Annotated in this window: 21 protein-coding genes; 2 read left to right on the top strand and 19 right to left on the bottom strand. The window is 68.6% G+C overall.

Going from position 1 to position 21,199, the window contains the following annotated elements; translation table 11 throughout:
* Positions 1–3 precede the first annotated feature (3 nt).
* From AC3WJT_RS07995 to AC3WJT_RS07910, 18 genes are all read right to left on the bottom strand, one after another.
* Positions 4–1,203 carry a CaiB/BaiF CoA transferase family protein gene (locus AC3WJT_RS07995; protein ID WP_492342579.1) on the bottom strand — a complete coding sequence of 400 codons (1,200 nt, stop codon included), beginning with the start codon at positions 1,201–1,203 and terminating at the stop codon, positions 4–6.
* Positions 1,204–1,445: 242 nt separating this feature from the next.
* Complete coding sequence (locus AC3WJT_RS07990) at positions 1,446–2,090, bottom strand: TetR/AcrR family transcriptional regulator (RefSeq protein ID WP_492342578.1); 645 nt, start codon at positions 2,088–2,090, stop codon at positions 1,446–1,448.
* Between the two features lie 8 nt (positions 2,091–2,098).
* Positions 2,099–2,803: a Coq4 family protein gene (locus AC3WJT_RS07985; RefSeq protein WP_492342577.1), complete on the bottom strand. Its 705-nt coding sequence runs from the start codon at positions 2,801–2,803 to the stop codon at positions 2,099–2,101.
* A gap of 62 nt (positions 2,804–2,865) precedes the next feature.
* Positions 2,866–3,351 (bottom strand): hypothetical protein, encoded by a 486-nt coding sequence (locus AC3WJT_RS07980; protein ID WP_492342576.1) that lies wholly within the window; start codon positions 3,349–3,351, stop codon positions 2,866–2,868.
* A complete protein-coding gene (locus tag AC3WJT_RS07975; protein ID WP_492342575.1) occupies positions 3,351–3,947 on the bottom strand; it encodes a response regulator in 597 nt (198 codons plus the stop codon). The genes AC3WJT_RS07980 and AC3WJT_RS07975 overlap by 1 nt, the downstream gene beginning before the upstream one ends.
* Positions 3,947–4,267 carry a DUF8776 family protein gene (locus AC3WJT_RS07970; protein ID WP_492342574.1) on the bottom strand — a complete coding sequence of 107 codons (321 nt, stop codon included), beginning with the start codon at positions 4,265–4,267 and terminating at the stop codon, positions 3,947–3,949. The genes AC3WJT_RS07975 and AC3WJT_RS07970 overlap by 1 nt, the downstream gene beginning before the upstream one ends.
* The gene (locus tag AC3WJT_RS07965) at positions 4,267–4,812 is read right to left on the bottom strand and encodes a chemotaxis protein CheD (protein WP_492342573.1); all 546 of its coding nucleotides are present in this window, start codon (positions 4,810–4,812) and stop codon (positions 4,267–4,269) included. The genes AC3WJT_RS07970 and AC3WJT_RS07965 overlap by 1 nt, the downstream gene beginning before the upstream one ends.
* Positions 4,809–5,198 (bottom strand): response regulator, encoded by a 390-nt coding sequence (locus AC3WJT_RS07960; RefSeq protein WP_492342572.1) that lies wholly within the window; start codon positions 5,196–5,198, stop codon positions 4,809–4,811. The genes AC3WJT_RS07965 and AC3WJT_RS07960 overlap by 4 nt, the downstream gene beginning before the upstream one ends.
* Positions 5,198–6,235 (bottom strand): protein-glutamate methylesterase/protein-glutamine glutaminase, encoded by a 1,038-nt coding sequence (locus AC3WJT_RS07955; protein ID WP_492342571.1) that lies wholly within the window; start codon positions 6,233–6,235, stop codon positions 5,198–5,200. Before AC3WJT_RS07955 ends, AC3WJT_RS07960 begins: the two co-directional genes overlap by 1 nt.
* Positions 6,235–7,095 (bottom strand): CheR family methyltransferase, encoded by an 861-nt coding sequence (locus AC3WJT_RS07950; protein WP_492342570.1) that lies wholly within the window; start codon positions 7,093–7,095, stop codon positions 6,235–6,237. The genes AC3WJT_RS07955 and AC3WJT_RS07950 overlap by 1 nt, the downstream gene beginning before the upstream one ends.
* The gene (locus AC3WJT_RS07945; protein WP_492342569.1) at positions 7,095–7,553 is read right to left on the bottom strand and encodes a chemotaxis protein CheW; all 459 of its coding nucleotides are present in this window, start codon (positions 7,551–7,553) and stop codon (positions 7,095–7,097) included. Before AC3WJT_RS07945 ends, AC3WJT_RS07950 begins: the two co-directional genes overlap by 1 nt.
* Positions 7,554–7,557: 4 nt before the next feature.
* Complete coding sequence (locus AC3WJT_RS07940; RefSeq protein WP_492342568.1) at positions 7,558–9,738, bottom strand: chemotaxis protein CheA; 2,181 nt, start codon at positions 9,736–9,738, stop codon at positions 7,558–7,560.
* A gap of 9 nt (positions 9,739–9,747) precedes the next feature.
* Positions 9,748–10,113, bottom strand: a complete 366-nt coding sequence (locus tag AC3WJT_RS07935; RefSeq protein WP_492342567.1) for a response regulator — start codon at positions 10,111–10,113, stop codon at positions 9,748–9,750.
* Positions 10,110–10,391, bottom strand: a complete 282-nt coding sequence (locus AC3WJT_RS07930; protein ID WP_492342566.1) for an STAS domain-containing protein — start codon at positions 10,389–10,391, stop codon at positions 10,110–10,112. Before AC3WJT_RS07930 ends, AC3WJT_RS07935 begins: the two co-directional genes overlap by 4 nt.
* Positions 10,391–12,310, bottom strand: a complete 1,920-nt coding sequence (locus AC3WJT_RS07925; protein ID WP_492342565.1) for a methyl-accepting chemotaxis protein — start codon at positions 12,308–12,310, stop codon at positions 10,391–10,393. Before AC3WJT_RS07925 ends, AC3WJT_RS07930 begins: the two co-directional genes overlap by 1 nt.
* 551 nt (positions 12,311–12,861) lie before the next feature.
* Entirely contained in the window at positions 12,862–14,481 is a 1,620-nt protein-coding gene (locus AC3WJT_RS07920; protein ID WP_492342564.1) for an MBL fold metallo-hydrolase, read from the bottom strand.
* Positions 14,478–15,365, bottom strand: coding sequence for a ribose-phosphate diphosphokinase (gene prs / locus AC3WJT_RS07915; protein ID WP_492342563.1), 888 nt, complete (start codon positions 15,363–15,365; stop codon positions 14,478–14,480). Before prs ends, AC3WJT_RS07920 begins: the two co-directional genes overlap by 4 nt.
* The gene (locus AC3WJT_RS07910) at positions 15,362–16,903 is read right to left on the bottom strand and encodes a thymidine phosphorylase family protein (RefSeq protein ID WP_492342562.1); all 1,542 of its coding nucleotides are present in this window, start codon (positions 16,901–16,903) and stop codon (positions 15,362–15,364) included. Before AC3WJT_RS07910 ends, prs begins: the two co-directional genes overlap by 4 nt.
* Before the next feature lie 245 nt (positions 16,904–17,148).
* Here AC3WJT_RS07910 and AC3WJT_RS07905 point away from each other — a divergent pair, with 245 nt between their 5' ends.
* Both AC3WJT_RS07905 and AC3WJT_RS07900 read left to right on the top strand, forming a co-directional pair.
* Positions 17,149–17,736, top strand: coding sequence for an NAD(P)H-dependent oxidoreductase (locus tag AC3WJT_RS07905; protein WP_492342561.1), 588 nt, complete (start codon positions 17,149–17,151; stop codon positions 17,734–17,736).
* Positions 17,737–17,907: 171 nt separating this feature from the next.
* Positions 17,908–19,623 carry a tetratricopeptide repeat protein gene (locus AC3WJT_RS07900; protein WP_492342560.1) on the top strand — a complete coding sequence of 572 codons (1,716 nt, stop codon included), beginning with the start codon at positions 17,908–17,910 and terminating at the stop codon, positions 19,621–19,623.
* Between the two features lie 13 nt (positions 19,624–19,636).
* Here the strand turns inward: AC3WJT_RS07900 and AC3WJT_RS07895 are convergent, their stop codons facing one another.
* Positions 19,637–21,175, bottom strand: a complete 1,539-nt coding sequence (locus AC3WJT_RS07895) for an acetolactate synthase large subunit (protein WP_492342559.1) — start codon at positions 21,173–21,175, stop codon at positions 19,637–19,639.
* Positions 21,176–21,199 lie beyond the last annotated feature (24 nt).

Raw genomic sequence — 21,199 nt, 5'->3', positions numbered from 1 at the left:
CGGTCAGGGTTTGGCGGTCACCGGCCAGTCCGCGAGTTCAGCCAGAACGTCGTCCGTATCCTGACCAATCCGGGGCGGATCGCGCAGGATGGCGGCCGGGGTCTTCGAGAACCGCAGACCGGGTTTCATCGCCCGATAGGTCCCCTCGCCCTCCAGCGTCCGGTTCTCGAACAGGGTCTGGCTGAGCTGGGCGTCCTCGAAGATCATCGTCGGCGTGTTCGCCCGCATGACCGGGATGGAATTGGCGGCGCCCAGCGCCATCCATTCGTCGGTCGTATGGCTGGCGGCCGCCTCGCCCATCATGGCGTAGTATTCCGCGACCTTTTCCTTGCCGCTGGTCTTTGAGGTGAAACGCTCACTCTCGTAGGCGCCTGGCAGGCCGCCCAGTTCCATGAACTTCGCTGACTGGCCGGCATTCGCCGGCATGACTGTCAGATAGCCGTCCTTCGTCTTCATCGGCTTGCGATGGGGCGTGACCGCGGTGGTGAAGCCAAAGCTGCTGGTCGGCGGGATGAAGGTCTCACCGTAGAGATGCTCGGCCATCAGGAAGCCCGTGAAGGTCTCCAGCATAGGCACCGCCACATACTGACCTTCGCCGGTCTGCTCCTTGTGGCGCAGGGCGGCCATCGTGGCGATCACGGCGAAGAGGCCACAGGTCTTGTCGGCCAGGAACGACGGCAGGGGCCGCAGCTCGGTCTCCGGATCCACCAGTTGCCCAAGACCACAGGCGCCGCTGGCCGACTGGATGAGGTCATCGAACGCCTGCAATCCGGCGTAGGGGCCCGCCTCGTCGTAGCCCATCGCCTCGACGTAGACGATGTCAGGCTTGATGGCCGCGACCTGCTCATAGGAAAAGCCCAGCCGGGCCACGGCGGCGGGGCGCATGTTGTGGATAAAGACGTCGCCCGTCGCCACCAGCTTGCGAAGGGTCTCGCGCCCCTCGTCCGTTTTCAGATCGAGGCCGACCGACCGCTTGTTGCGATTGAAGGCCACATAGCCCGGCCCCATCTCCTTCGAGTTCGGAGCCTTGCCAGAATTGCGCTGGCGATCGCCCGAGGGCTCCTCGACCTTGATGATGTCCGCGCCCAGATCGCCCAGGGTCTGCGTGGCGTAGGGGCCCAGGATGAACTGGGTCAGGTCGATAACCCGGACCCCCGCGAGCGGCCCGGGCCGGATGCCCGGGGGCGAGGCTTGATCGGTCATGGTCGTGTCCAGTCGCTCGTGTTGGCCCAAGGCTGACGCCTCGTCCACCACTCCTGCAATGCCCCTCGGGAGGCAAGACCTTCCGACATCTCGATCACCGCCGGGTCCGCAATGCAAAGCACGCACGCCGCGGCCGCCGACAGGCGTCGACGGCGAACAGGCGGGTGATCGGAGACCAGTTCAGAGGCGGCTCAGCCCTCCGCCACCCGGTCGCGCGCTGAATCCCCCTTCACGGAGACGGGCTAGCCTTCGCCTGACGGCGCCTGCTCCGCCCGTTTCGTCGACGCCGTGAGGTCAACGATCAGGATATCGATCATCTGCGATGCAAGCGTGGACGGCTCCGCGAAGTCCAGGCGGTCGAAATTGACCGGCAACGCCAGGCAACCATGGACGCCGGCCCAGGCCATCTGCGCCAGTTCCCCGGGAGCGCCGTCCCGCATGATCCCCCGGGCCTGGCCTTCCCGGATCGCCGAGGCCAGCAAGGCCGCGAACGGCGTGCCTTCCAGCGGTTCGCGCTCCGGCTTCGGCAGGGTTTCAGGACGAACGAAGAGAAACGCGCCGCGGAACAGTTCGGGCCGTTTCAGGGCCACCTCGACGTAGGCGTTCAGCAGGGCCCGCAGCCGACCGACAGGATCTTCGATCCCGGCGGCCAGCTCGGCCAGCTGTTGGTTGATGACCTCGACGGGCTCCCTCCACAGGGACTGCATCAGGCCCTGCAGGCTTCCGAAATAGGCGTAGATCGTTCCGACGCTGACCCCGGCCCGCTGGGCTATGGCGCGCGCCGAAACTCCTGCCGCTCCGGCTTCGGCGTAGAGGCCGGCCGCCGCCTTCTGAAGCGTGCGGCGCGCGGCCTGCCGTTGAGCATCGGTCGCGGGTTTCCGGGCCATGGCCTGCCTTAGGCGGCGAGGCTGCTCCGGTTCAAGTTCATTCGCGTCCGCAGGACGTCGAGCGGGGTGTCCAGCTCGTCTTCCCAGCGTTCGAAGTTGAGGTTGCGCGCGCTGCGCCCGTAGCTCCAGCCGTCGACGAAGGCGTCCATGGCGTCGACGATGAGCCCCGGCCTCACGAAGGCCATGTGCGCGGCGGTCACCGCCACCCGCATGGCGTGATAGGGAAAGCGGAGCTGCGCGAGATAGAAGGCCGCCAGGGCCAGCTCGCCCCAGTTGGTCGCCTCGTAGCCTGTCAGAACGTGCAGGAAGTCGTGGATCTGGAACCCGCGGACCATCATGTAGCTGAGGTCCGGCGGCAGGCGGTCCAGCTTGCCCGAACTCGTCAGTTCCTCGTTGAATTTCCGGTAGTTGCGGCCGAGGTTCTGTTCCAGCTTGTTGTCGAGGATGAAGCGCCTGTAGGCGTGCCCGAGGGTGCCCGGCGCGCAGTCCGCGAGGCGCTCCAGCGACAGCGGCTCGGAGATGAAGCGGCTGGCGAGCAGAGGCGCGGCCTCCGGAATCGACGCCAGCTCCCGGCTGTAGGCGTCGATCGCATTCTGCGGCGCTTCGGCCCACCATTCGTGGAAGAGCAGATAGACGCCGTAGTCGAGCGGGGCGTCTGCCGCGACAAGGAACTTCGCCGCGAACGCCCGATCGATAATCTCGCCGCCAGCCATGGTCTTCTCCCTGAGTTGGAGACCAAGGCTAACAGGATCCACATTAAATGAACAGGTTCATTTTATTGACTGCGCCCGGGCTGTTTCCGGGCGGCTGACAGGCGATCAATGCAGCGGTTGATCTCGCCGCTCAGCACCTCGATCTGCCGGTTGTCGAGCACCCCGGCGAGCGAGAGGCGTGTCATGTTCACAAGCGGCTCAAAGCAACGCGGCAGCCAGAGCGTGCTCAGGGAGACGGCGTCGGCGAGCTGGCAGATCTTCAGGAAGCACTCGGACAGTCCGGTCCGCTCCACCCCCGCGCAATAGCCCATACATTCGTCGGCGATGCCGTGGATCTGGTCGAGGCCGTCATCGGTCGGCCGGTCGCTGTAGGGCTCTACAAGCGCCACAAGCGCGTCGAGCCGCTCGGCCATCAGGGCAAGATGGGTATCGGCCAGGCCCGCGAGGTTCTCGCGGGCGTCGGTGACCGCGCTGGCGATGGACTTGCCGCCCGCCTTGCGGATCTTCGTCTCGAGCGACGTCTTCACCTTGTGAAACGTGACAGCCATCAGAGACTCACGCGCTGGGGTCGGAACACGGTGTCGATCTCCGATTGGGTCAGGTTTGATTCAGAGGCGTCGCCCAGCGCTTCAACCGCGTCAGACGCCCGGCGTCCGACACCGTTGGGCAGGCCTTCGTGTTTGAAGCGCCGGTCGGGACCGACGAAGTTGTCGGACTCCACAAACATCCGGCCGCCGCGCGCCACCCACTGAATCCGCTGCAGCAGGACGATCGGCGAGGTCGGCTTGGCGACAACGAAATTGGCGCCAGAGTCCCGGGCGTCCTGAATCTGGCTTTCCCGCGTATGACCCGTGACCAGGATCACCGGCACAAAGCGGTTCTGGTCGAACGAACTGCGACGCAGCCAGCGCAGAAGGTCGTAGCCGCTTTCGTCGCTCAGCCGAGCATCGGCCAGGACGATGTCGAAGCGCTCCTGACGAAGCGCCTTGCGCGCCTCTTCCGCCGTATGGGCCCTGACCAGCTTGTCGACCCCGAAGCCCGTGAGCGTCTGGGTCAGGATTTCGAGACCCTGGGAGTTGGAGTCCACGCACAGCGCCTTCACGGCGGTCAGGTTCAGGCGGCCTTCCGGCAAGGATTCGGCCATCACCAGAGCTCACAGTCGCCGGGGCGGGCCGCAGCGACGGCCTCCCCGCGAAGACGTTGGGCGAGGGCGTCCAGATTGAGCACCTGCGTCGCGGCGGCGACGCAGACGGTCCCCTCCGCCGCGTCGGACAGTCCGGCGACGTAGCGCTGCAACTGTTCCAGATGCTGACGCAGGGCGTCGATCTCCTGCAGGGCCGCCGGAGACGGCCGACCGCCGGTCAGGCCATCCTCGATGCGGCGGGCGGCCTGGGCCCAACGGCCGAGTTCGTCCGAAAGCGCCCCGAGCGCCGCCGGGAGCTGATGAACGTCCTTGCGGGCCATCAGCCGAACAGCTCCACGTCGCCGGGCACGACGGCCTGAACCGTGGCCTGCCGCTCGACTTCCTCCAGCCGGCTCGACGGCGCGACGAACTGTTGCTGCGCGCGTCCGAGCGCGGGCCAGTACTTGATCTTGCGGGCGCGGTCTCCGCCGACGCTCTCGCTGATTATCGGGATCTGTTCGTCAGCAAGGAAGCGGTGGGCGAACGCGATGTTCCGTGCGCCGATATCGGCGAGTCCCGCCGTCATGCGGGCGCCGCCGAAGATCTTGGCCTCGAGGCGATGGCGGCCGGCGCCCATCGCCAGCAGACGGTTGATGAGCAGCTCCATCGCCTGGACGCCGTAGCGCCGGTCCGCGGCGCCCGACCCGGGCGCTTCGGGCAGGAGGAAGTGGTTCATCCCGCCCACGCCGGTCGACGGGTCGCGCAGGCAGGCCGCCACGCAGCTGCCGAGGATAGTCGACAGAACGACGTTGCAGTCGTCCGTCGCCTCGAACGTTCCCTGAATGACGTGCCGGCGAACCAGGTCCGGCGCCAGGACAGCCGTCAATGCAGCGCTCCGTAGACGTCTTCGAGCTTCTGCCGCAGCGACGCGACCGTGAACGGCTTCACGAGATAGTTGTTCACGCCGAACTGCTGGGCGCGCTTGATGAGCTCTGCGTCTGACCGGCCGGTCAGCATGACAAACCCGATGCTGCGAAACTGCGGCGCGGCGCGCACGGCGCGCAGCAGGCCCAGGCCGTCCAGCCGCGGCATGTTGTAGTCGGAGATGATCAGGTTGAATCGCGCCTTGAGCAGGTGCTCCAGCGCATCCTCGCCATCAAAGGCGTCCTCGATGACCTGCACGCCGATCTCGCGCAGACCGGTGCGGACGAGACTGCGGATCGTCTGCTGATCGTCGACGATGAGGGCGCGGATATCGGCGGCGGCGGGCATCAGGCGGCTTCCATGGTCGGTCGGGAGGCGGCGCGCAGGATCGCGCCGCCCAGTTGTTCAAGCGGGAGCTGGTTTTCGATCGCCCCGATTTCGTACGCGGCCCGGGGCATGCCGTAGACGATGCAGCTGGCCTCATCCTGACCGAAGGTCCGGGCGCCGGCCTCGCGCAGCGCCAGCAGCCCTTGCGCGCCGTCGCGGCCCATCCCGGTCAGGATCGCCCCGACGGCCCGGCGGAAGCCGGCCCGGGCGATCGAGTAGAACAGGGCGTCCACGGACGGTCGGTGTCCGCTGACGGTGTCGCCCTCCTCAAGGCGGCAAATGAGCCGCCCGCCAAGGCGCACCAGGCGCAGATGCGTCAGGCCGCCGGGCGCCAGGTAGACCTGCCCGGTGCGGAGCTCTGCGCCGTCGAACGCCTCGCTCACGCCGGGGGCGCAGGAGCGGTCCAGGCGCGCGGCGAAGCTGGTGGTGAAATTGGCCGGCATGTGCTGGGTGACGACGGTCGGCGGACAGTTTGCCGGGAACGCCCCGAGCAGGGTCATCAGGGCCTCGACCCCGCCCGTCGAGGCGCCCAGGGCGACCACATCGGCGTCGGCGGCATAGTCGGGCGCGGCCCGGACCGCCGGCGTCCGCTCGGACGACCGCAACCGCGCACTCGCGGCGACACGAACTTTCTCGACGAGGGATCCGAAGTCTCCGGCGCGGCCGCCGGCCGGCTTGCCGACACAATCGACGGCGCCCAGTTCCAGCGCGGTCAGCGTGGCGTCCGCGCCCCTCTGGGTCAGGGTCGAGACCATCACCACCGGGGTTGGCCGCAAGCGCATCAGGCGCTCAAGGAAATCGAGGCCGTTCATGTTCGGCATCTCGATATCGAGCGTCACGACATCGGGGTTGAGCGCCTTGATCGCCTCACGGGCCTCGAGCGGGTCGCCCGCCTCGCCGACCACGACAATATCAGCGGCGCCGCCGAGCTCGCGCGCGATAAGGGCGCGCATGGTCGGCGAGTCATCAACCACCAGAACGCGGATGGGTCCGGCCATCAGCGGCCCTCCCGGCGATAGGCGGTCAGGCCGTCGGGCTTCAGTCCGGCGATGTCCGCGCGTTCGGAGTGGCCGATGTAGAGCCTGCCCCCGTCGTTGAGCGAGTCGCGGAACCGGCTGAACAGGGCCGCCTGCGTCGGCTCGTCGAAGTAGATGGCGACGTTGCGGCAGAAGATGACGTCGAAACGCCCCTTCATCGGCCAGTCGCCGAGCAGGTTCAGGGGCCGGAAGGCGATCAGCTCGCGCACCTCCCGCGCCACGGACCAGCCATCTTCGACGCGGTTCAGCCAGCGGCTCTTGAAGGCGGACGGGACGGGATCGACGTCGGCGTCGCTGTAGAGACCCTCGCTGGCCCTCTGGATCACCTGGGTGTCGATATCGGTGGCCAGGATCCGCACATCGTAGCGGGCGGCGTCCGGAAACACCGACAGCAACGCCATCGCCGCCGAATAGGGTTCGTGCCCCGCGGAGCAGCCGGCCGACCAGAGACGAACCCGTCCGCCGGACGTCGCGACCTGCCGCAGCTTCTCCGCCTCGCCGTCCGCGAGGTCCCTGAAGTGATGCGGCTCGCGGAAGAAGGCGGTGACATTGGTCGTCAGGGCATTGAGCAGTTCACGACGCTCATCGGCGCCGGCGCCGCCCAGAACGTGGTCGCAGTAGGCCGAAAAGTCGCTCAGCTGAAGCGCCCGGACGCGCTTGGCCAGCCGGGAATAGACCAGCGAGGCCTTCGCCTCCGTCAGGCGGATTCCGGACATCTCGAACAGAAGCTGCGCCACGGTGTTGAAGTCACGCCAGGTCAGCGCGAATTCACCGCCGACGGCGATTTCGTCAGCCCGGCCTCTGGCGAGTGCAGCGGCCATCAGGCTGCTTCCGCCGTCTGGGCTTCGGGCAGGATACCGTCCAGCGCGATCAGGCTGGTCATGCCGTCTTCCTCGGCGATGAGGCCGCAGACGAAGCCGCGGACAACGTCGCAGCCCACGTCGGGCGCCGGCTGGATGTCCTCTTCGTTCAGGTTGAGAATGTCGGAAACCGACTCCACCAGCAGGCCGACCGTCTTGCCGCCGATGCGGGCGACGATGATCACATGCCGCGGCGTGGCATCGGTCGCGCCCAGCCCGAGCCGGGCGCCGAGGTCGATGATCGGCAGGACCGCCCCGCGCAGGTTTATCACGCCCTGAACATAGGCCGGGGCCTGCGGCAGCGGGGTCGCCTGGGCCCACCCGCGGATCTCGCGCACCGAGCGGATGTCGACACAGAACCGCTGGCCGGCGATGCGGAAGGCGATCAGTTCGCGGCGATTGGTGGAAGGTGCGTTCATTGGATCAGCTTGCCAGCGCGAAGGGGGCGACACGGGCGGGAGCCCGGCGCCGCATGGAAATGAGGGCCTCGACATCGACAATGAGCGCCACGCGCCCGTCGCCCAGGATGGTTGCGGCGCCGATCCCCGGGACCTGCGCGTAGTTCTGCTCGAGGCTCTTGATGACCACCTGGCGCTGCCCCTGGATGCCGTCGACATTCAGGGCGGCCAGACCGCCGAACTCGCTCTCCACCAGCAGGGAAACACCCGGCTCCTCGGCGGGAGCCGCGGCGAAGCCGAGGGTGGTCGCCACATCGATGACGGGGACATGGCTGCCGCGGACCGCGAGCACGTGGCCGTGCGGGCCAAGGGGCCGGATGTCGCCCTCGCGCGGCCTCAGGGTCTCGACGATGACGCTAATCGGGACCACCAGCGTCTGGGCCCCGACCGTCACGACCATGCCGTCCAGAACAGCCAGCGTAAGCGGGAGGCTCAGGCTGAACTTCGATCCCCGCCCGGGGGTCGAGGTGATGGTGATGCGCCCGCCCAGGGCCTGGATGGAGCGCTTGACCACGTCCATGCCGACGCCGCGGCCCGAAATGTCCGACACGGTCGCGGCGGTCGAAAAGCCGGGCGCGAAAATCAGGTTGTCGGTCTCTTCCTCGGACAGGATGGCGTCCGCGTCGATCAGCCCGCGCGAGACGGCGATCTCGCGGACGCGACCCCGGTCGATACCCTTCCCGTCGTCGGAAATCTCGATGACGATCCGGCCGGAGCGATGCTGGGCCGACAGGCGGATCAGGCCCTCTTCCGGCTTGCCCGACGCCAGGCGAGTGGCCGGATCCTCGAGGCCATGATCGATGGCGTTGCGGATCATGTGGGTCAGGGGATCGGCCAGCCGCTCGATCACCGTCTTGTCGACCTCCGTGCCCTCCCCGTCCATGACCAGGCGGACCGACTTGCCGGTCATGGCCGCCACCTCGCGCACGAGGCGCGGCATGCGCTGGAAGACGGACTTCACCGGCTGGGCGCGGATGGCCATCACGCTGTCCTGGATATCCCGGGTCAGGAGCTCGAGATCGTCCAGGGCGAGGGAGACGGACTCGGTCTGCGACGCCCCGGCCTCCATAACCTTCTGGGCCAGCATCGCCTGGTTGATCACCAGTTCGCCGACCAGATCGATGAGCCGGTCGACGCGGTCGAGATCAACGCGGATGGTCGCCTTGGGTGGTGCGTCGGTCCGACCGGCGGCGGGTTCGACCTCAGCGGCCTTCGAGGGTTCCAGCGGGACCAGAGGTGCAGGATCGGGATCGGCCGCCGCGCGGAGCGGCGTGATCTCGTCGGCGGGCGCCCCGGCCAGGGCGAGCAGGTCCGCCAGCGAGGGCATGTCGCCCGGCTCACCGGGGGCTTCGTCCGCAATAGCCGACGGCCACGGATCGTTGCGTTCGATCACGAGCTCGCACTGACCCTCGACGAACTCGAAGGCCTCGCGGATGTCGGATTCGCTGCAGGCAGCCTCAAGCCCGATCGTCCAGGACAGGTACGAGGCCTCGACATCGAAGCTGTCGAAAGACGGAACCGCCGAACGGTCGACCTCGACCGAGAGGGTCCCAAGGCGCTCCAGCTCCCGCAACAGCAGGACGGGGTCGTTGCCGTTCCGGTACAGCACCGCCTGCGGCGTAAAGCGGATGGTCCAGGAAGTCGGGGCTTCCGCGGGCAGATCGAGCGTCAGGGCCAGCGGCGCGGCCATGGGCTCGTCACCGCCGAGCGAGAGAGTCAGCGGGGTGAAGACGACATCGGGTTCGGCGTCCTCATCCGGAAGCGGAGCCCCCAGCAGACCTTCCAGGGCTTCGACCAGCTCGCCGTCGTCGGCGACGCAGGAGTCGCCGGCCCGGGCCGCCGCCACATGGTCAGCCAGACGGTCCGCCGAGCGCAGCAGAACGGAAACGACGGCGGAATCGGGCGACAGCTCGCCCCGGCGGACCGCATCAAGCGTGGTCTCGAACACGTGGGCGAACCGGACGAGCGCCTCCATGCCGAAGGCCCCGGCGCCGCCCTTCACGGAGTGAACCGCGCGGAACACGGCGTTTACCGTCTCGGAGTCGGTCACGCCGCCCTGCATGGCGAGCAGGCCCGTCTCCAGGTCTGCGAGCAACTCCTCGCATTCCTGGAAGAACGTGACCTTGATTGACTCCATCGGATCCATCGACAGTCCTCAGGCGGCCACGCGCCGGACGGCGTCGACCAGCTTCACCGGGTCGAAGGGCTTGACGATCCAGCCGGAAGCGCCCGCGTCACGGGCGCGCTGCTTCTTCTCGGCGTCGCTCTCGGTGGTCAGGACCAGGATGGGCGTGGCGCGCCGCCGGGTGTCGCCGCGAACAGCCTCGATGAACCCGAAGCCGTCCAGGTTGGGCATGTTGATGTCGGTGATGATGACATCCGGCGCGTGCGACTCGAGGACCTCCAGACCATGCAGGCCATCGACCGCCTGGACGACCCGAAAGCCGGCGCCGTCGAGCGCCATCTTCAGCATGTCGCGCATGGTCCGGGAGTCGTCGACGGTCAGGACAAGCTTGCTCAAGCCGGTCGCTCCTGTTGGAAGGCAAGGATGTCGCCGAGCCCGAGCCGGGAGAGCCCCGCCTTCAGGCCTTCGGACGGATTGACGAGCGACAGGCGCAGGCCGTCATCGCTCCAGGTGCGCAGGGCGGAGACCAGCAGCTGGGCGCCCAGCCCTCCGATCCGGTCCGTCTGTGAAGCGTCGAGCTCCACATCCCGCCCCCGGGCCTGACGCAGCGCCCCGAACACCTCGCCGAGCGTGGAAAGGTCCAGACGCGGCGGCAGGACGAGCCGCTCCGGCATCAGAACTCCTCCCAGCCGTCATCCGCCTGCGACGGTCCGTTCACAACGCGCTTGGGCGCGGCATAGCGGTTGGCGAAATCGGCGATGCGCGAGTGCGCCTGGCGCACCATGTTGCCGGCAGGGGCTGAGGTTTGCCGATGGGCCGGCGCCGGGGCGGCGGTAGCCATCCTGGGGGCCACACCGGCGGTCTTGAAGCGGCCCACCAGATGCGTCAGCTCGATGGCCTCCTGCTTGAGGCTGTGGCTGGCGGCGGTCGACTGCTCGACCATGGCCGCGTTCTGTTGGGTGGTCTGGTCCATCTGGTGCACGGCCGTGTTGACCTGGCCCAGCGCCGTCGCCTGCTCCTGCGCGGAGGCGCTGATCTCGTGCATCAGGCTGTTGATCTCGGAAACGCTCTGGGCGATCGCCGACAGCGCCTCGCCGGTGCGGCCGACCAGATTGACGCCGTCCTTCACCTGACTGGTCGAGGCGCTGATCAGGGCCTTGATCTCCTTGGCGGCTCCCGCCGAACGCTGGGCGAGGGCGCGAACCTCGGAGGCCACGACGGCGAAGCCCTTGCCGGCGTCGCCCGCGCGCGCCGCCTCGACCCCGGCGTTGAGGGCCAGCAGGTTGGTCTGGAAGGCGATCTCGTCGATCACGCCGATGATCTGACTGATCTGGCTGGCGGACGACTCGATCTGGCCCATCGCGGAAACGGCCGACTGGACGATCTCGCCGCTGGCCTCCGCATCGCGCCGGGCTTCAGTCACCACGACGCTGGCGCGCTGGGCGCCGTCGGCGGTGCGCCGCACCGTGGCGGTAATCTGGTCCAGCGCCGCTGCGGTCTCTTCCAGGGTCGCGGCCTGCTGCTCGGTCCGCCGCGAGAGATCGTCAGCCGCCATGCTGATTTCGCCGGCGCCGGTCTGCATCGCCAGGGCGTTGGTGGCGATGACGCCCATGGCTTCTTCGAGCTTGTCCATGGCGACGTTGAAATCGGTCCGCAGCTTTGCGTACTCGTCCGGGAAGGCCGCCTCGATGCGGAAGGTCAGCCGCCCTTCGGACAGCGCCTCCAGGCCCCGGGCCGTCTCGGTCACGACCATCTGCTGGGTCGCCGCGCCGGCCGCCAGCCGCTCCTGGCCGATCAGCGTTTCGGCGGACGCTCTTTCGAGCGCGACAGCGTTTTCGCGGAAGGTCTCGAGCGCCCGGGCGAGGGCGCCGATCTCATCCTTGCGGTCGCGGTCGGGGACGACGATATCGAGCTTGCCACCGGCCAGCTGACCCATAGCCGCGGTGATTTCGCCCAGCGGCGAGAAGACCCGGCGCAGGATGAGCGCCGACGCGAGCGCCAGGAGAGCGACGATGATCAACCCGCCGAGGAGCGTGGCCATCATGGACGTGTCGCTGAGGCTGAGCGCCTGCCCCTCGAACTTCTCCTCGCGGGCCGACGCGATCTTGACGAGCTCAGCGACGGCGGCCTCGTGCTGCTGATAGAAGACATCGGCGCGGGCGAAGGCCGCCCTGGCTGCGGCTTCATCGCCCCGCGCGGCCGCCGGGATCACTTCGTTGTCGACAATATTGAAGAAGCTGTTCGCGCTCGACGCGATCGGACCTTCGATGATCTCGACCAGCGACCTGTCGAGGCCGGACGCCTTCCAATAGGCCTGGCGCTGGTTGAATTCGGCGTGGTGCCGCCGGATTTCGGGCAGCAGTTCCTGCACCTTCGACGGCTGTTCAGCGATGTGCAGGACATCGAGGTAGGCCTCCACGATATAGAGCGGAGGCGGCAGGATGTCGGCGATCAGCTCGTTGTCCTGCGCGATGTGTTCATAGCGCGGACCCCCGACGCGAACCTCGCGCATCGACAGCGCGGTCCCCGCGACCACGGCCACGACGAGAAGGGTGACAATGGTCGCCCCGGCGAGAAACAGTTTCTTGAGCATGGACATCCGCTTCGCTGCAGCGCCGACGACACGATCGCCTGCCTCTGATTGAGCGCCGTATGCGGAAAAGAAGGTTCGAAAAGAGTAAACCGACGAACGCCGTTTACTGTATCCCAGCCACAATTCTCAGTAGAAACACCCGCAGAATGATAAACCGGGACGGGAAAGTAGACTACCCCAATTTGGGTATAAATGTATATTGGTTCTGCAGTGGCGATTGCATCGGACCATTGACCAGCGGACTCGCAATTCCCCGTGAATTTGCACCATTATGTTGGTAAATTTGATAATAATGATAGAGAAAACGCGCGCACCTTATTGATAGGAAACTATGCTCAGACTGAGGAGGGGCCCTCCAATCTGAGAGCCTTCGCGCAGCGAACGGCGCGATTGCTCTTCGCCCCAGGGCGCCCAAATCGGGGGCGTCCGCCGTCGAGCACCAGAGTGAAACACCGGGCCCGCCTGCCATGCGCCCGTGCGGCCACTCCTCGACTGGAATGGTCATTGGCGTGGGATGGGCGACGGCGGGGTCCCTGACGGGCGGCGCCCGTTCAGGCGCTTCCGGCGCCCGGACCGGCCTCGACCTGACCGCCGCCGAGGTCCCTGCGGAGCTGGGCGATCAGCGCCTCTCGCGCCGCGTCGTCGGGGGCCCGTTCCAGGACTTCACCCAGCTTCAGAAGGAGCTGGGCGCGGGCGTTGTGCCAGTCGAGCTTCGCGGTCGCCTCAGGCGCCATTCGCGGCGTCGCGCCCGCCTGCGCCTCGGCGCGACCCTTGCGCAGGCGGAACGACTCATCGAGCCGCGGCGCAATCAGCTGATCGGCGGGGAAGCCCGCCGCCGCCAGCCGCTCGCGCAGGCCCTCCACGGCGCCGGGTTCGCCATGCGCCATGAACACCGAGCCAGCGATCGGCCTGCGCGCCAGGGCCCAGGCCTCAAGACCGGGGCCGTCGGCGTGGCCGGAATAGACGTCGAGCATCCGGATGCCGGCCCGGACCCGGATCTCCTCCCCCTGGATCGTGACCCGCTCCGCCCCCTCCGCCAGCAACCGTCCGAGGGTGCCGACGGCCTGGAACCCGGACAGCAGCACGGTCGTCTCCTTGCGCCACAGCAGACGCTTGAGGTGTTTGCGGATGCGGCCCGCGTCGCACATGCCGCTGGCGGCCAGGATGATGTGCCAGCCCTTGAGCCGGTCCAGGCCGTCGCTGTCCTGGGGCTTGTCGAGAAAGCGGAGGCGTTCGGATGGCCGAACCGTCTCGAACGGATTTCGTCCGGCTGACGGATTCCAGCCGCGTTGCTGGAACACTTCGGTCGCTTCGATCGCCATCGGCGAATCCAGGAAGATGTCGCCGGCCGGCGCCTCGCCGCTGTCCATAATGGCCAGCAGGTCAGCCAGCAGCTCCTGGGTGCGTTCCACGGCGAAGGCCGGGATCAGAAGCGGACCGCCGGCGGCGTGGGCGTCGTGCATCTCGCGCGCCAGCATCTTCCGGCGGGTGGCCGCGTCGACGACGATCCGCTCGCGGTCGCCGTAGGTCGATTCAATGATCAGGTGGTCGATGCCGGCTGGCCCTTGGGGATCGCCAACGAATTCGCTGCCGCCGGGTCCGATATCGCCGGAGAAGAACAGGCGCATCGGCCCGGCCTCGCCGGCCACGGTCACCTCGATCGACGCGGCGCCGAGGATGTGGCCGGCTTCCCAGTAGACGGCGCTGACCCCTGGCGCGACCTCGACCGTTTCGCCGAGCTTCACGCGCTCGAACTGGCGCATGACCTCTCTCGCATCGCGCTCGGTATAGATCGGTTCGATCGTCGGACGGCCGCGCTGCTCGTTGCGCCGGTTGAGGTGGCGCACCTCGCTCTCCTGGATGCCGCCGGCGTCGGCCAGCATTACGGCGCAGAGGTCACGAGTGGCCGCGGTGCTGAAGATCGGCCCCTGGAAGCCGGCCAGCATGAGCTTGGGCAGGAGGCCGGAGTGGTCGATATGGGCGTGGGTCAGCAGCACCGCGTCGATGCTCGCCGCATCGAAGGGAAAGTCCCCGTAGTTGAGGGCCTTCAGCGTCTTGGAACCCTGAAACATGCCGCAGTCGACGAGGATCCTCGCGCCCTCGAGCTGAAGCTCGGCGCAGAAGCCCGTGACGCAGCCAGCCGCGCCGTGAAAGGTGATGGAGGGGGTCACGCGGTGATCTCCTCGCGAAGAGCGGTGGCGAGAACGTCCGCCAGCTCCATCGCGTTGGTCGGATTGGGAACGGAATCGCTGGACAGGATCCGGCGGGCGCCGGCGGCGCGCAGGCGGGCCTCGACGTCGGAGTCGAACAGGGCGTGGGCGACCGCCACATCCACCGATGCTGCGCCGACCTGCCGCAGCAGGGTGATGGCCTGTTCCATCGTGCCGCCGCTCGAGCAGACGTCGTCCAGAAGAAGGACAGCGCGACCGGCCACCTTGTCCGGGGCCTTCAGCGAGAGACGCACCTGTCGATCACCCAGTCTCGTCTTGTCGAAGACGACCCAGTCCGTCCCGAGGCGGTTCGCCGCGTCTTCGGCCAGGGGCCAGGACTCGATGTCCGGTCCGACGATCAGCGGGCGGTCGCCGCCGGCGGCCAGGACCGCGAGATCGCCGGCGATGCTCAGGCTCTCGGAACGCGCGCCGAACACGTCCGTCAGATCGGCCGTGCGATGCAGGTGGGCCTGCACCGTGATGATGCGATCGAACGCCCCGCCCAGCCAGCGGCCCACCACGTCGCGGCTGAGCGGCTGGCCCGGCCGGAAGACCGCGTCCTGTCGCAGGTAGCAGAGGTAAGGCGCGACCAGCACAAGGCGCGCAACGCCGGCGCGGCGGTAGGCGTCTGCCGCCAACAGCAACGAAACGAGCCGGTCGTTGGCGTGATGCAGCGACCGGTAGAGGATCACCGTCGCGGCGCTGGTCAGCGGGACTGTCGGCAGGGTCTCCCCGTCCGGAAACGCATGCAGATCGACCAGGCCCTGGGGAACAGCGAGGCGACTGGCCAGTCGCCCGACCTCGGCGGCGTCCCCGGCGAAGCCATGAACCTCCGCGCGGGTCACGATCGGCCGATCCTGAAGCCGGCGTCCACGCCCGCCGCCTCGACGGCGAAGCCGAAGTCCGGGAGATCGGAGCCGTAGATCCGGTAGAGCGGATCTCCACGCTCGACCCTGTCGCCGATGCGGTGGAGGATCTCGATCCCGGCGCCCGCGTCGGTGGGCGCCCCTGCCAGCCTGGCGATGCCGGCGATGCGCAGGCAGTCGACCGCCGTGACATGACCGGCCGCCTCCGCCACGACCTCATGCTGCAGCGCGCCCAGAACGCCGCTCAGCGGAGAGGGACCCTGGGCCTCGATGATGGCGTCCATGGTCCGGCGGGCGGCGCCCGACTCCAGCAGGTCCCGGGCGCGAGCCTCGGCCTTGCCGCCGGGCAAATCTGGATCGGCGTCCAGCACCCGGGCCGCCAGTCGGAGGGCCTTTTCCCTGAGATCCTCCGGTGCGCCGGGCGCGTTTGCGAGGACCGCCATGACGTCCCGGGCTTCCAGGACCGGCCCCACGCCGCGCCCGATCGGCTGGGCGCCGTCAGTGAAAACCACCTCGATCTCGAGGCCCAGATTGGTGGCGACGAACTCGAACAGCTTCTTCAGGCGCAGCGCGGCCCGGCTGTCGCGCAGCTTGGCCGACGGTCCGACGGGCAGGTCGAGCACCAGTCGGCCGACCCCCGCGGCGATCTTCTTCGACAGGATCGAGGCGACCATCTGTTCTGGCGTGTCGATGGAAAGCGGGCGTTCCACGGAAATCAGCACGTCATCCGCCGGCGACAGGTTCACCCGCCCGCCCCAGATGATGCAGCCGCCGCAGGTTTCGACGACCTTCCGCATTTCCTCTTCGGACAGATCCACGCGGGCGAGGACCTCCATCGTATCGGCCGTTCCCGCCGGCGAGGTGATCGCCCGCGACGAGGTCTTTGGAATGGTCAGCCCGTGGGCGGCGACGATCGGCGCGACGATCAACGAGGTTCTGTTTCCGGGAATGCCGCCGATGCAATGCTTGTCCACCACAAGATGGCCGCCCCAGTCGAGCCTCGAGCCCGCCGCGATCATCCCGCGCGTGAGGCCGAGCGTCTCCTCCGGAGACATGAAACGGGCGCAGGCGACAAGGAAGGCCGTAACCTCCATATCGGTCCATCGATGAGCGGCCAGATCGCGGGCGACGGCCGCGAAGGAGTCGTCGTCGAGCGCCAGGCCGTCGACCTTGGCCCGAATGGCCGCGAGGCTGGCCGGCGGACGCGCGGGCGCCACCTGGACAAGGTCGCCGGCCTGGACGCCGAGGCGGCGGAAGAGCGGCTGGGGCAGTCCGATCTCGTCCGGAAGGAGCAGGTCGGGGTCACCGATCATCGTCGAGGCCAGCAGCGTTCGATCTCCGGCCCGCAGCTCGACCTTGCGCGAACCGCGGAGGCGCTCGGGACGCAGCACCTGGCTGCAGCGGGCCAGGACGACGACGTTCTCGCGAAAGCTGTCCAGACCGAGCGGCCGGGCCTTCAGGAACTCCGCCTGGCCGGACCCGGCCGCCGACTCCGCTTCGCTGTCGCTCCTGATCAAGGCTCCCAGGCTCCATCTCCAAGTCCTGCAGCATGGGCCCTCGCCGCAGGGCGGCCTTGAGCGAAATCAAGGCGCCGGTCTCCCGGGTCAGACGATCATGCGGGCAATTGGGCCGGCCCTTCCCGGCGGCGCCAGGGATTCGACCGCCATGACGAGACTCACAGGCGAGGTCGCCGCCGTCTCCGCAGCCGCCAATGCCCCTGCCGCGCGCGTCATCGACGCCGCCGACGGGGCGCGGTGACCTGATGGCGCCCGCAAAACGCATCCTGGTGATCAACGGCCATCCGGACCCGTCATCGGAGCACCTGTGCGCCGCGCTGGCGCAGGCCTACGTCTGCGGCGCGACGGCCGCGGGCTACGAGGTCGCGACGCTCGACGTCGGCGCGCTCGATTTTCCGCTGATCCGGTCGCTGAAGGACTACAAGTCCGGCGAGGTGACCGAGGACATGGCTCGCGCCCAGGAAGCCGTAAAGCACGCCCGGCATCTGGTGTTCGTCTTCCCCATCTGGTTCGGCTCGCCGCCGGCGCTGCTGAAGGGCTTCTTCGAACAGCTTCTGCGCTATGGCTTCTCCTGGAGCTCGCCACAGGCCGCCCTGTCGAGCGTGCTGACCGGCAAGTCGGTCCGGCTAATCGTCACCATGGGGATGCCCACGCCGGTCTTCCGCTATCTCCTCGGCGGGCACGGTCTTGCGGGTCTCGAGAAGGGCCTGCTGCTGGTCGCCGGCGCCGGGCCGGTGCGCCGGACGCTGCTGGGCGGCTCCGAAGGGCATACGCCTAATCGCCGGGCGAAATGGCTGGCGCAGGTTGAGGACCTCGGCCGGCGCGGCGCGTGACCGGAGCGGGCTGACGGCCGCGAGCCCGACTCACGGCTGAACGGGATCAGACGGTCCGGAGATTCCGGCGCCGTTGGTCGCCAGGCCGGCGGCGCAAGGCATTCAGAAATCGACAGTTGAGCCACGGGCCGCGCCGCAGCAGGATCGTCGCCCGGAATGGAGGCGGTCGGCATGAGTCTGCGCGGCGCGATGCTTGGGCTGCTGATCGTCGTCGTCTGTCATGTCGGGCAGGACGTTCAGGCGCAACCGGCTCCGACCTCGGCTCAGACCGCCAGCCTCAGGGCCCAGGCCAACCAGGCGATCGCCGACTATGACGCGGGCCGGTACGAGCTCGCCGAGGCGGGCGTGCGCAAGGTCTGGCTCGAACTACGGCGCACGCTCGGCGACGAGCATCAGCAAACCCTGTCCGCCGCCGGCTACCTTGCCAACACCCTGGAGGCGCTCGGCCGGATCGCTGAAGCGGAAGCCCTGAACCGGCAGGTCTGGACCATTCGCAAGCGGGTGATGGGCGAGACCGATCCTCGCACGCTGACCTCGGCGAACAATCTGGCGTCCAACCTGCTGGCCCTCGGCAGGCCTGCGGAGGCCGAAGATCTGTATCGAAAGGTATGGACGGCCCGCCGCGTGACGCTGGGCGAAGAGCATCGCGACACGCTGCTCGCGGCCGGCAATCTCGCCTCCAGTCTCGGCGCCCTGGGCCGCCTCGGCGAGGCCGAAGTCCTGAAGCGGCAGGTCTGGGAAGCGCGCCGGCGTGCGCTGGGCGAGGCGCATCCCGACACATTGAGATCGGCGAGCAATCTCGCGTTCAGCCTCGGCGAACTGGGTCGGGCGGCGGAGGCCGAGCGCCTGAACCGCGAGGTCTGGACAATCAGCCGCCGGGTGCTCGGCGACGATCACCCCGACACCCTGGCGTCGGCCGGCAACCTGGCCTTCAGTCTGGGCGCGCTCGGCCGGACGGCGGAGGCCGAGGGCCTTGAGCGCGCGGTCTGGACGGCGCGTCGCCGCGTGCTGGGCGAGGAGCATCCCGATACGCTGACCGCGGCGAGCAATCTCGCCGGCACGCTCGGCGATCTGGGCCGAACGGCCGAGGCCATGACGCTGCATCAGCAGGTGTGGACCGTCCGCCGGAGGACGCTCGGCGAGGACCACCCGGCGACGCTCATCGCCGCCAACAACCTGGCTGAAAGTCTGCGCGAACTGGACCGTCTGGCGGAGGCCGAGGCCCTGCAGCGCCGAACCCTGACCGCCATGCGCAAGATCCTGGGCGAGGCGCATCCCAGCACCCTGGTCGCGGCCAACAACCTGGCCTTCATCCTCAAGGCCCTGGAGCGGACAGCCGAGGCGGAGCCCCTCTACCGCCAGGTCTGGACGACGAGCCGCCGGGTGCTTGGCGAGGACCACCCGACCACGCTGACGTCCGCGAACAATCTCGCCGAGACCCTGTTCGCCCTCGGTCGCCGGCAGGACGCCGAGGCGTTGCATCGGCAGGTCTGGGCGGCCCGCAGTCGTGGGCTGGGGCCCGACCATCCGGATACGCTCAGCTCGGCGAACAACCTCGCTGTGCTGCTGGGCGCCCTCGGCAGGCTTGAGGAGGAGGAGGCCCTGCTGGCCGCGATCACCGACACCGCGACGGTGCGGGAACAGACCCGGGGCTCACCGCAATGGATGATCACCGCCTACGCCAATCTCGGCGACGCCCGTTTCGCCCTGCGCCGCTACGAAGGCAGCTACGAAGCGTTCGCCCAGGCCGGCGGGGTGACGCGACGCCGCTACGCCGACCGCCGCATGAGCGGCGACAGCGATCAGGCGCGTCAGGAACTCGTGCGCGGCCGCGATGTCTTCTTCGGCCAGATCCGCGCCGGCTGGGCCTGGGCGAACGAGCCCTGATACAGGCCTCGCCCTAGAGCGCCGCCTCGATAAACCTCGGGCCCTTCGACGTCATCGCCCGCGCGATGGCTGCGTCGAACTCTTCCACCGTCGAGCAGCGCTCCGCCGGCAGGCCGAGGCCGCTCGCCAGGCTGACCCAGTCGATGCGCGGCGAGCCCAGATCCAGCAGCTTCTTCGCCGCCGGCCCGGGGTTGCCGGCGCCGGTGCGGCCCATCTCGATGTTGAGGATCCGGTAGGCGTGGTTGGCGAACACGACCACGGTCACGTCCAGCTGCTCGCGGGCGATCGTCCACAGGCCCTGCACCGTGTACATGGCCGCGCCGTCGCCGTTCAGGCTCAGCACCTTGCGATCGGGGCAGGCCACGGCCGCGCCGATGGCCAGCGGGATCCCCTGGCCGATGGCGCCGCCGGTCAGGCACAGCCAGTCGTGCGGACGGGCCGTCTTTGTTGACTGCCAGACCGGCAGGCCGGCGGTCACCGCGTCATCGCTGATGATCGCGTTGTCGGGCATGTGTCGGGCCAGCGAGGCGCCGATGGTGTAGGGGTTCTGCGCCCCGACGGGCATGTCCGGCAGCTTTAGCGGCTCGACCGGCGCCGCCTCGGGGGCGCCCAGCGCATCGGCCAGGGCCTGCAGGGCGGCGATGCCGTCCGCCTCGCGACCACACAGGCTGACCGGCTCGCAGCCCTCCGGCGTCAGCAGGCTCGGTCGGTCGGGATAGGCGAAGAAGGCCACCGGCTCGACGGTCTCGACCAGCACCATCAGGTCGACGCCCTCCAGATCGGCCAGCGCCATTTCGCCGAAATACATCATCTTGTCCGGGGCGAACCGCCCGGCGCCGCGGGCGATGCGGCTGACGAAGGTGTCGACCAGGGTCCGTACGCCGGTGGCGGTGATCCGCCCGGCCTGGCGCACCCCGCCCTCGAGGCAGGCCGTGCCGCCCATCAGGATCACGGGCTTCTTCGCCGCCTTGACCCGCGCGGCGATGGCGGCGACGTCGGCCGACGTCGGAACAGGCCGGGGCGCCGGCGTCAGCACCGGGCCGGTCACGGCCGTTTCGGTCCAGGCGCTGTCGGCCGGCAGGATCAGGCTGGCGCAGCCGCCCGGCGCGCCGAAGCTGGCCTGCACCGCCTCGGCGGCCAGCGGCCCGACTTCGTCCGCCGTCTCGGCCGACTTGACCCACAGCGAGTTGGGCGCGGCCCAGCCGGCGATGTCGGAATTCAGCGGCGCATCGTACTGGCGGTGATAGGTGGCGTGCTCGCCGATCACGTTGACCAGCGGCGTTCCCGCGCGCCGGGCGTTGTGCAGATTGGCCCCGCCGTTGGCGTAGCCGGCGCCCAGATGCAGCAGGGTGCAGGCCGGCTTGCCCGCCATACGGCCGTAGCCGTCCGCCGCCCCCGTCGCCACGCCCTCGAACAGGCACAGCACCGACCGCATGCGCGGCTCGCGGTCCAGCGCCGAGACGAACTGCATCTCGCTGGTGCCCGGATTGGCGAAACAGGCGGTCACGCCGTTGTCGGCGAGGGTGGTGATCAGGGCGTCGGCGCCGTTCATGGTCTTCTCCTGTCGCGACAGTCT

The sequence above is a fragment of the Caulobacter sp. FW305-C-30-S16 genome (assembly GCF_058783025.1).
This window is presented reverse-complemented; position numbering and strand designations above follow the sequence as displayed.

Bases quoted from the DNA above. Each gene is read 5' to 3' on its own strand.
- AC3WJT_RS07930 (WP_492342566.1), bottom strand. From the start codon at position 10,391: ATGCCGGAGCGGCTCGTCCTGCCGCCGCGTCTGGACCTTTCCACGCTC.
- AC3WJT_RS07975 (WP_492342575.1), bottom strand. From the start codon at position 3,947: ATGGCCGAATCCTTGCCGGAAGGCCGCCTGAACCTGACCGCCGTGAAG.
- AC3WJT_RS07990 (WP_492342578.1), bottom strand. From the start codon at position 2,090: ATGGCCCGGAAACCCGCGACCGATGCTCAACGGCAGGCCGCGCGCCGC.
- AC3WJT_RS07980 (WP_492342576.1), bottom strand. From the start codon at position 3,351: ATGGCTGTCACGTTTCACAAGGTGAAGACGTCGCTCGAGACGAAGATC.
- AC3WJT_RS07940 (WP_492342568.1), bottom strand. From the start codon at position 9,738: ATGGATCCGATGGAGTCAATCAAGGTCACGTTCTTCCAGGAATGCGAG.
- AC3WJT_RS07945 (WP_492342569.1), bottom strand. From the start codon at position 7,553: ATGAACGCACCTTCCACCAATCGCCGCGAACTGATCGCCTTCCGCATC.
- AC3WJT_RS07955 (WP_492342571.1), bottom strand. From the start codon at position 6,235: ATGGCCGGACCCATCCGCGTTCTGGTGGTTGATGACTCGCCGACCATG.
- AC3WJT_RS07960 (WP_492342572.1), bottom strand. From the start codon at position 5,198: ATGCCCGCCGCCGCCGATATCCGCGCCCTCATCGTCGACGATCAGCAG.
- AC3WJT_RS07925 (WP_492342565.1), bottom strand. From the start codon at position 12,310: ATGCTCAAGAAACTGTTTCTCGCCGGGGCGACCATTGTCACCCTTCTC.
- AC3WJT_RS07985 (WP_492342577.1), bottom strand. From the start codon at position 2,803: ATGGCTGGCGGCGAGATTATCGATCGGGCGTTCGCGGCGAAGTTCCTT.
- AC3WJT_RS07900 (WP_492342560.1), top strand. From the start codon at position 17,908: ATGAGTCTGCGCGGCGCGATGCTTGGGCTGCTGATCGTCGTCGTCTGT.
- AC3WJT_RS07905 (WP_492342561.1), top strand. From the start codon at position 17,149: ATGGCGCCCGCAAAACGCATCCTGGTGATCAACGGCCATCCGGACCCG.
- AC3WJT_RS07970 (WP_492342574.1), bottom strand. From the start codon at position 4,267: ATGGCCCGCAAGGACGTTCATCAGCTCCCGGCGGCGCTCGGGGCGCTT.
- AC3WJT_RS07995 (WP_492342579.1), bottom strand. From the start codon at position 1,203: ATGACCGATCAAGCCTCGCCCCCGGGCATCCGGCCCGGGCCGCTCGCG.
- AC3WJT_RS07950 (WP_492342570.1), bottom strand. From the start codon at position 7,095: ATGGCCGCTGCACTCGCCAGAGGCCGGGCTGACGAAATCGCCGTCGGC.
- AC3WJT_RS07895 (WP_492342559.1), bottom strand. From the start codon at position 21,175: ATGAACGGCGCCGACGCCCTGATCACCACCCTCGCCGACAACGGCGTG.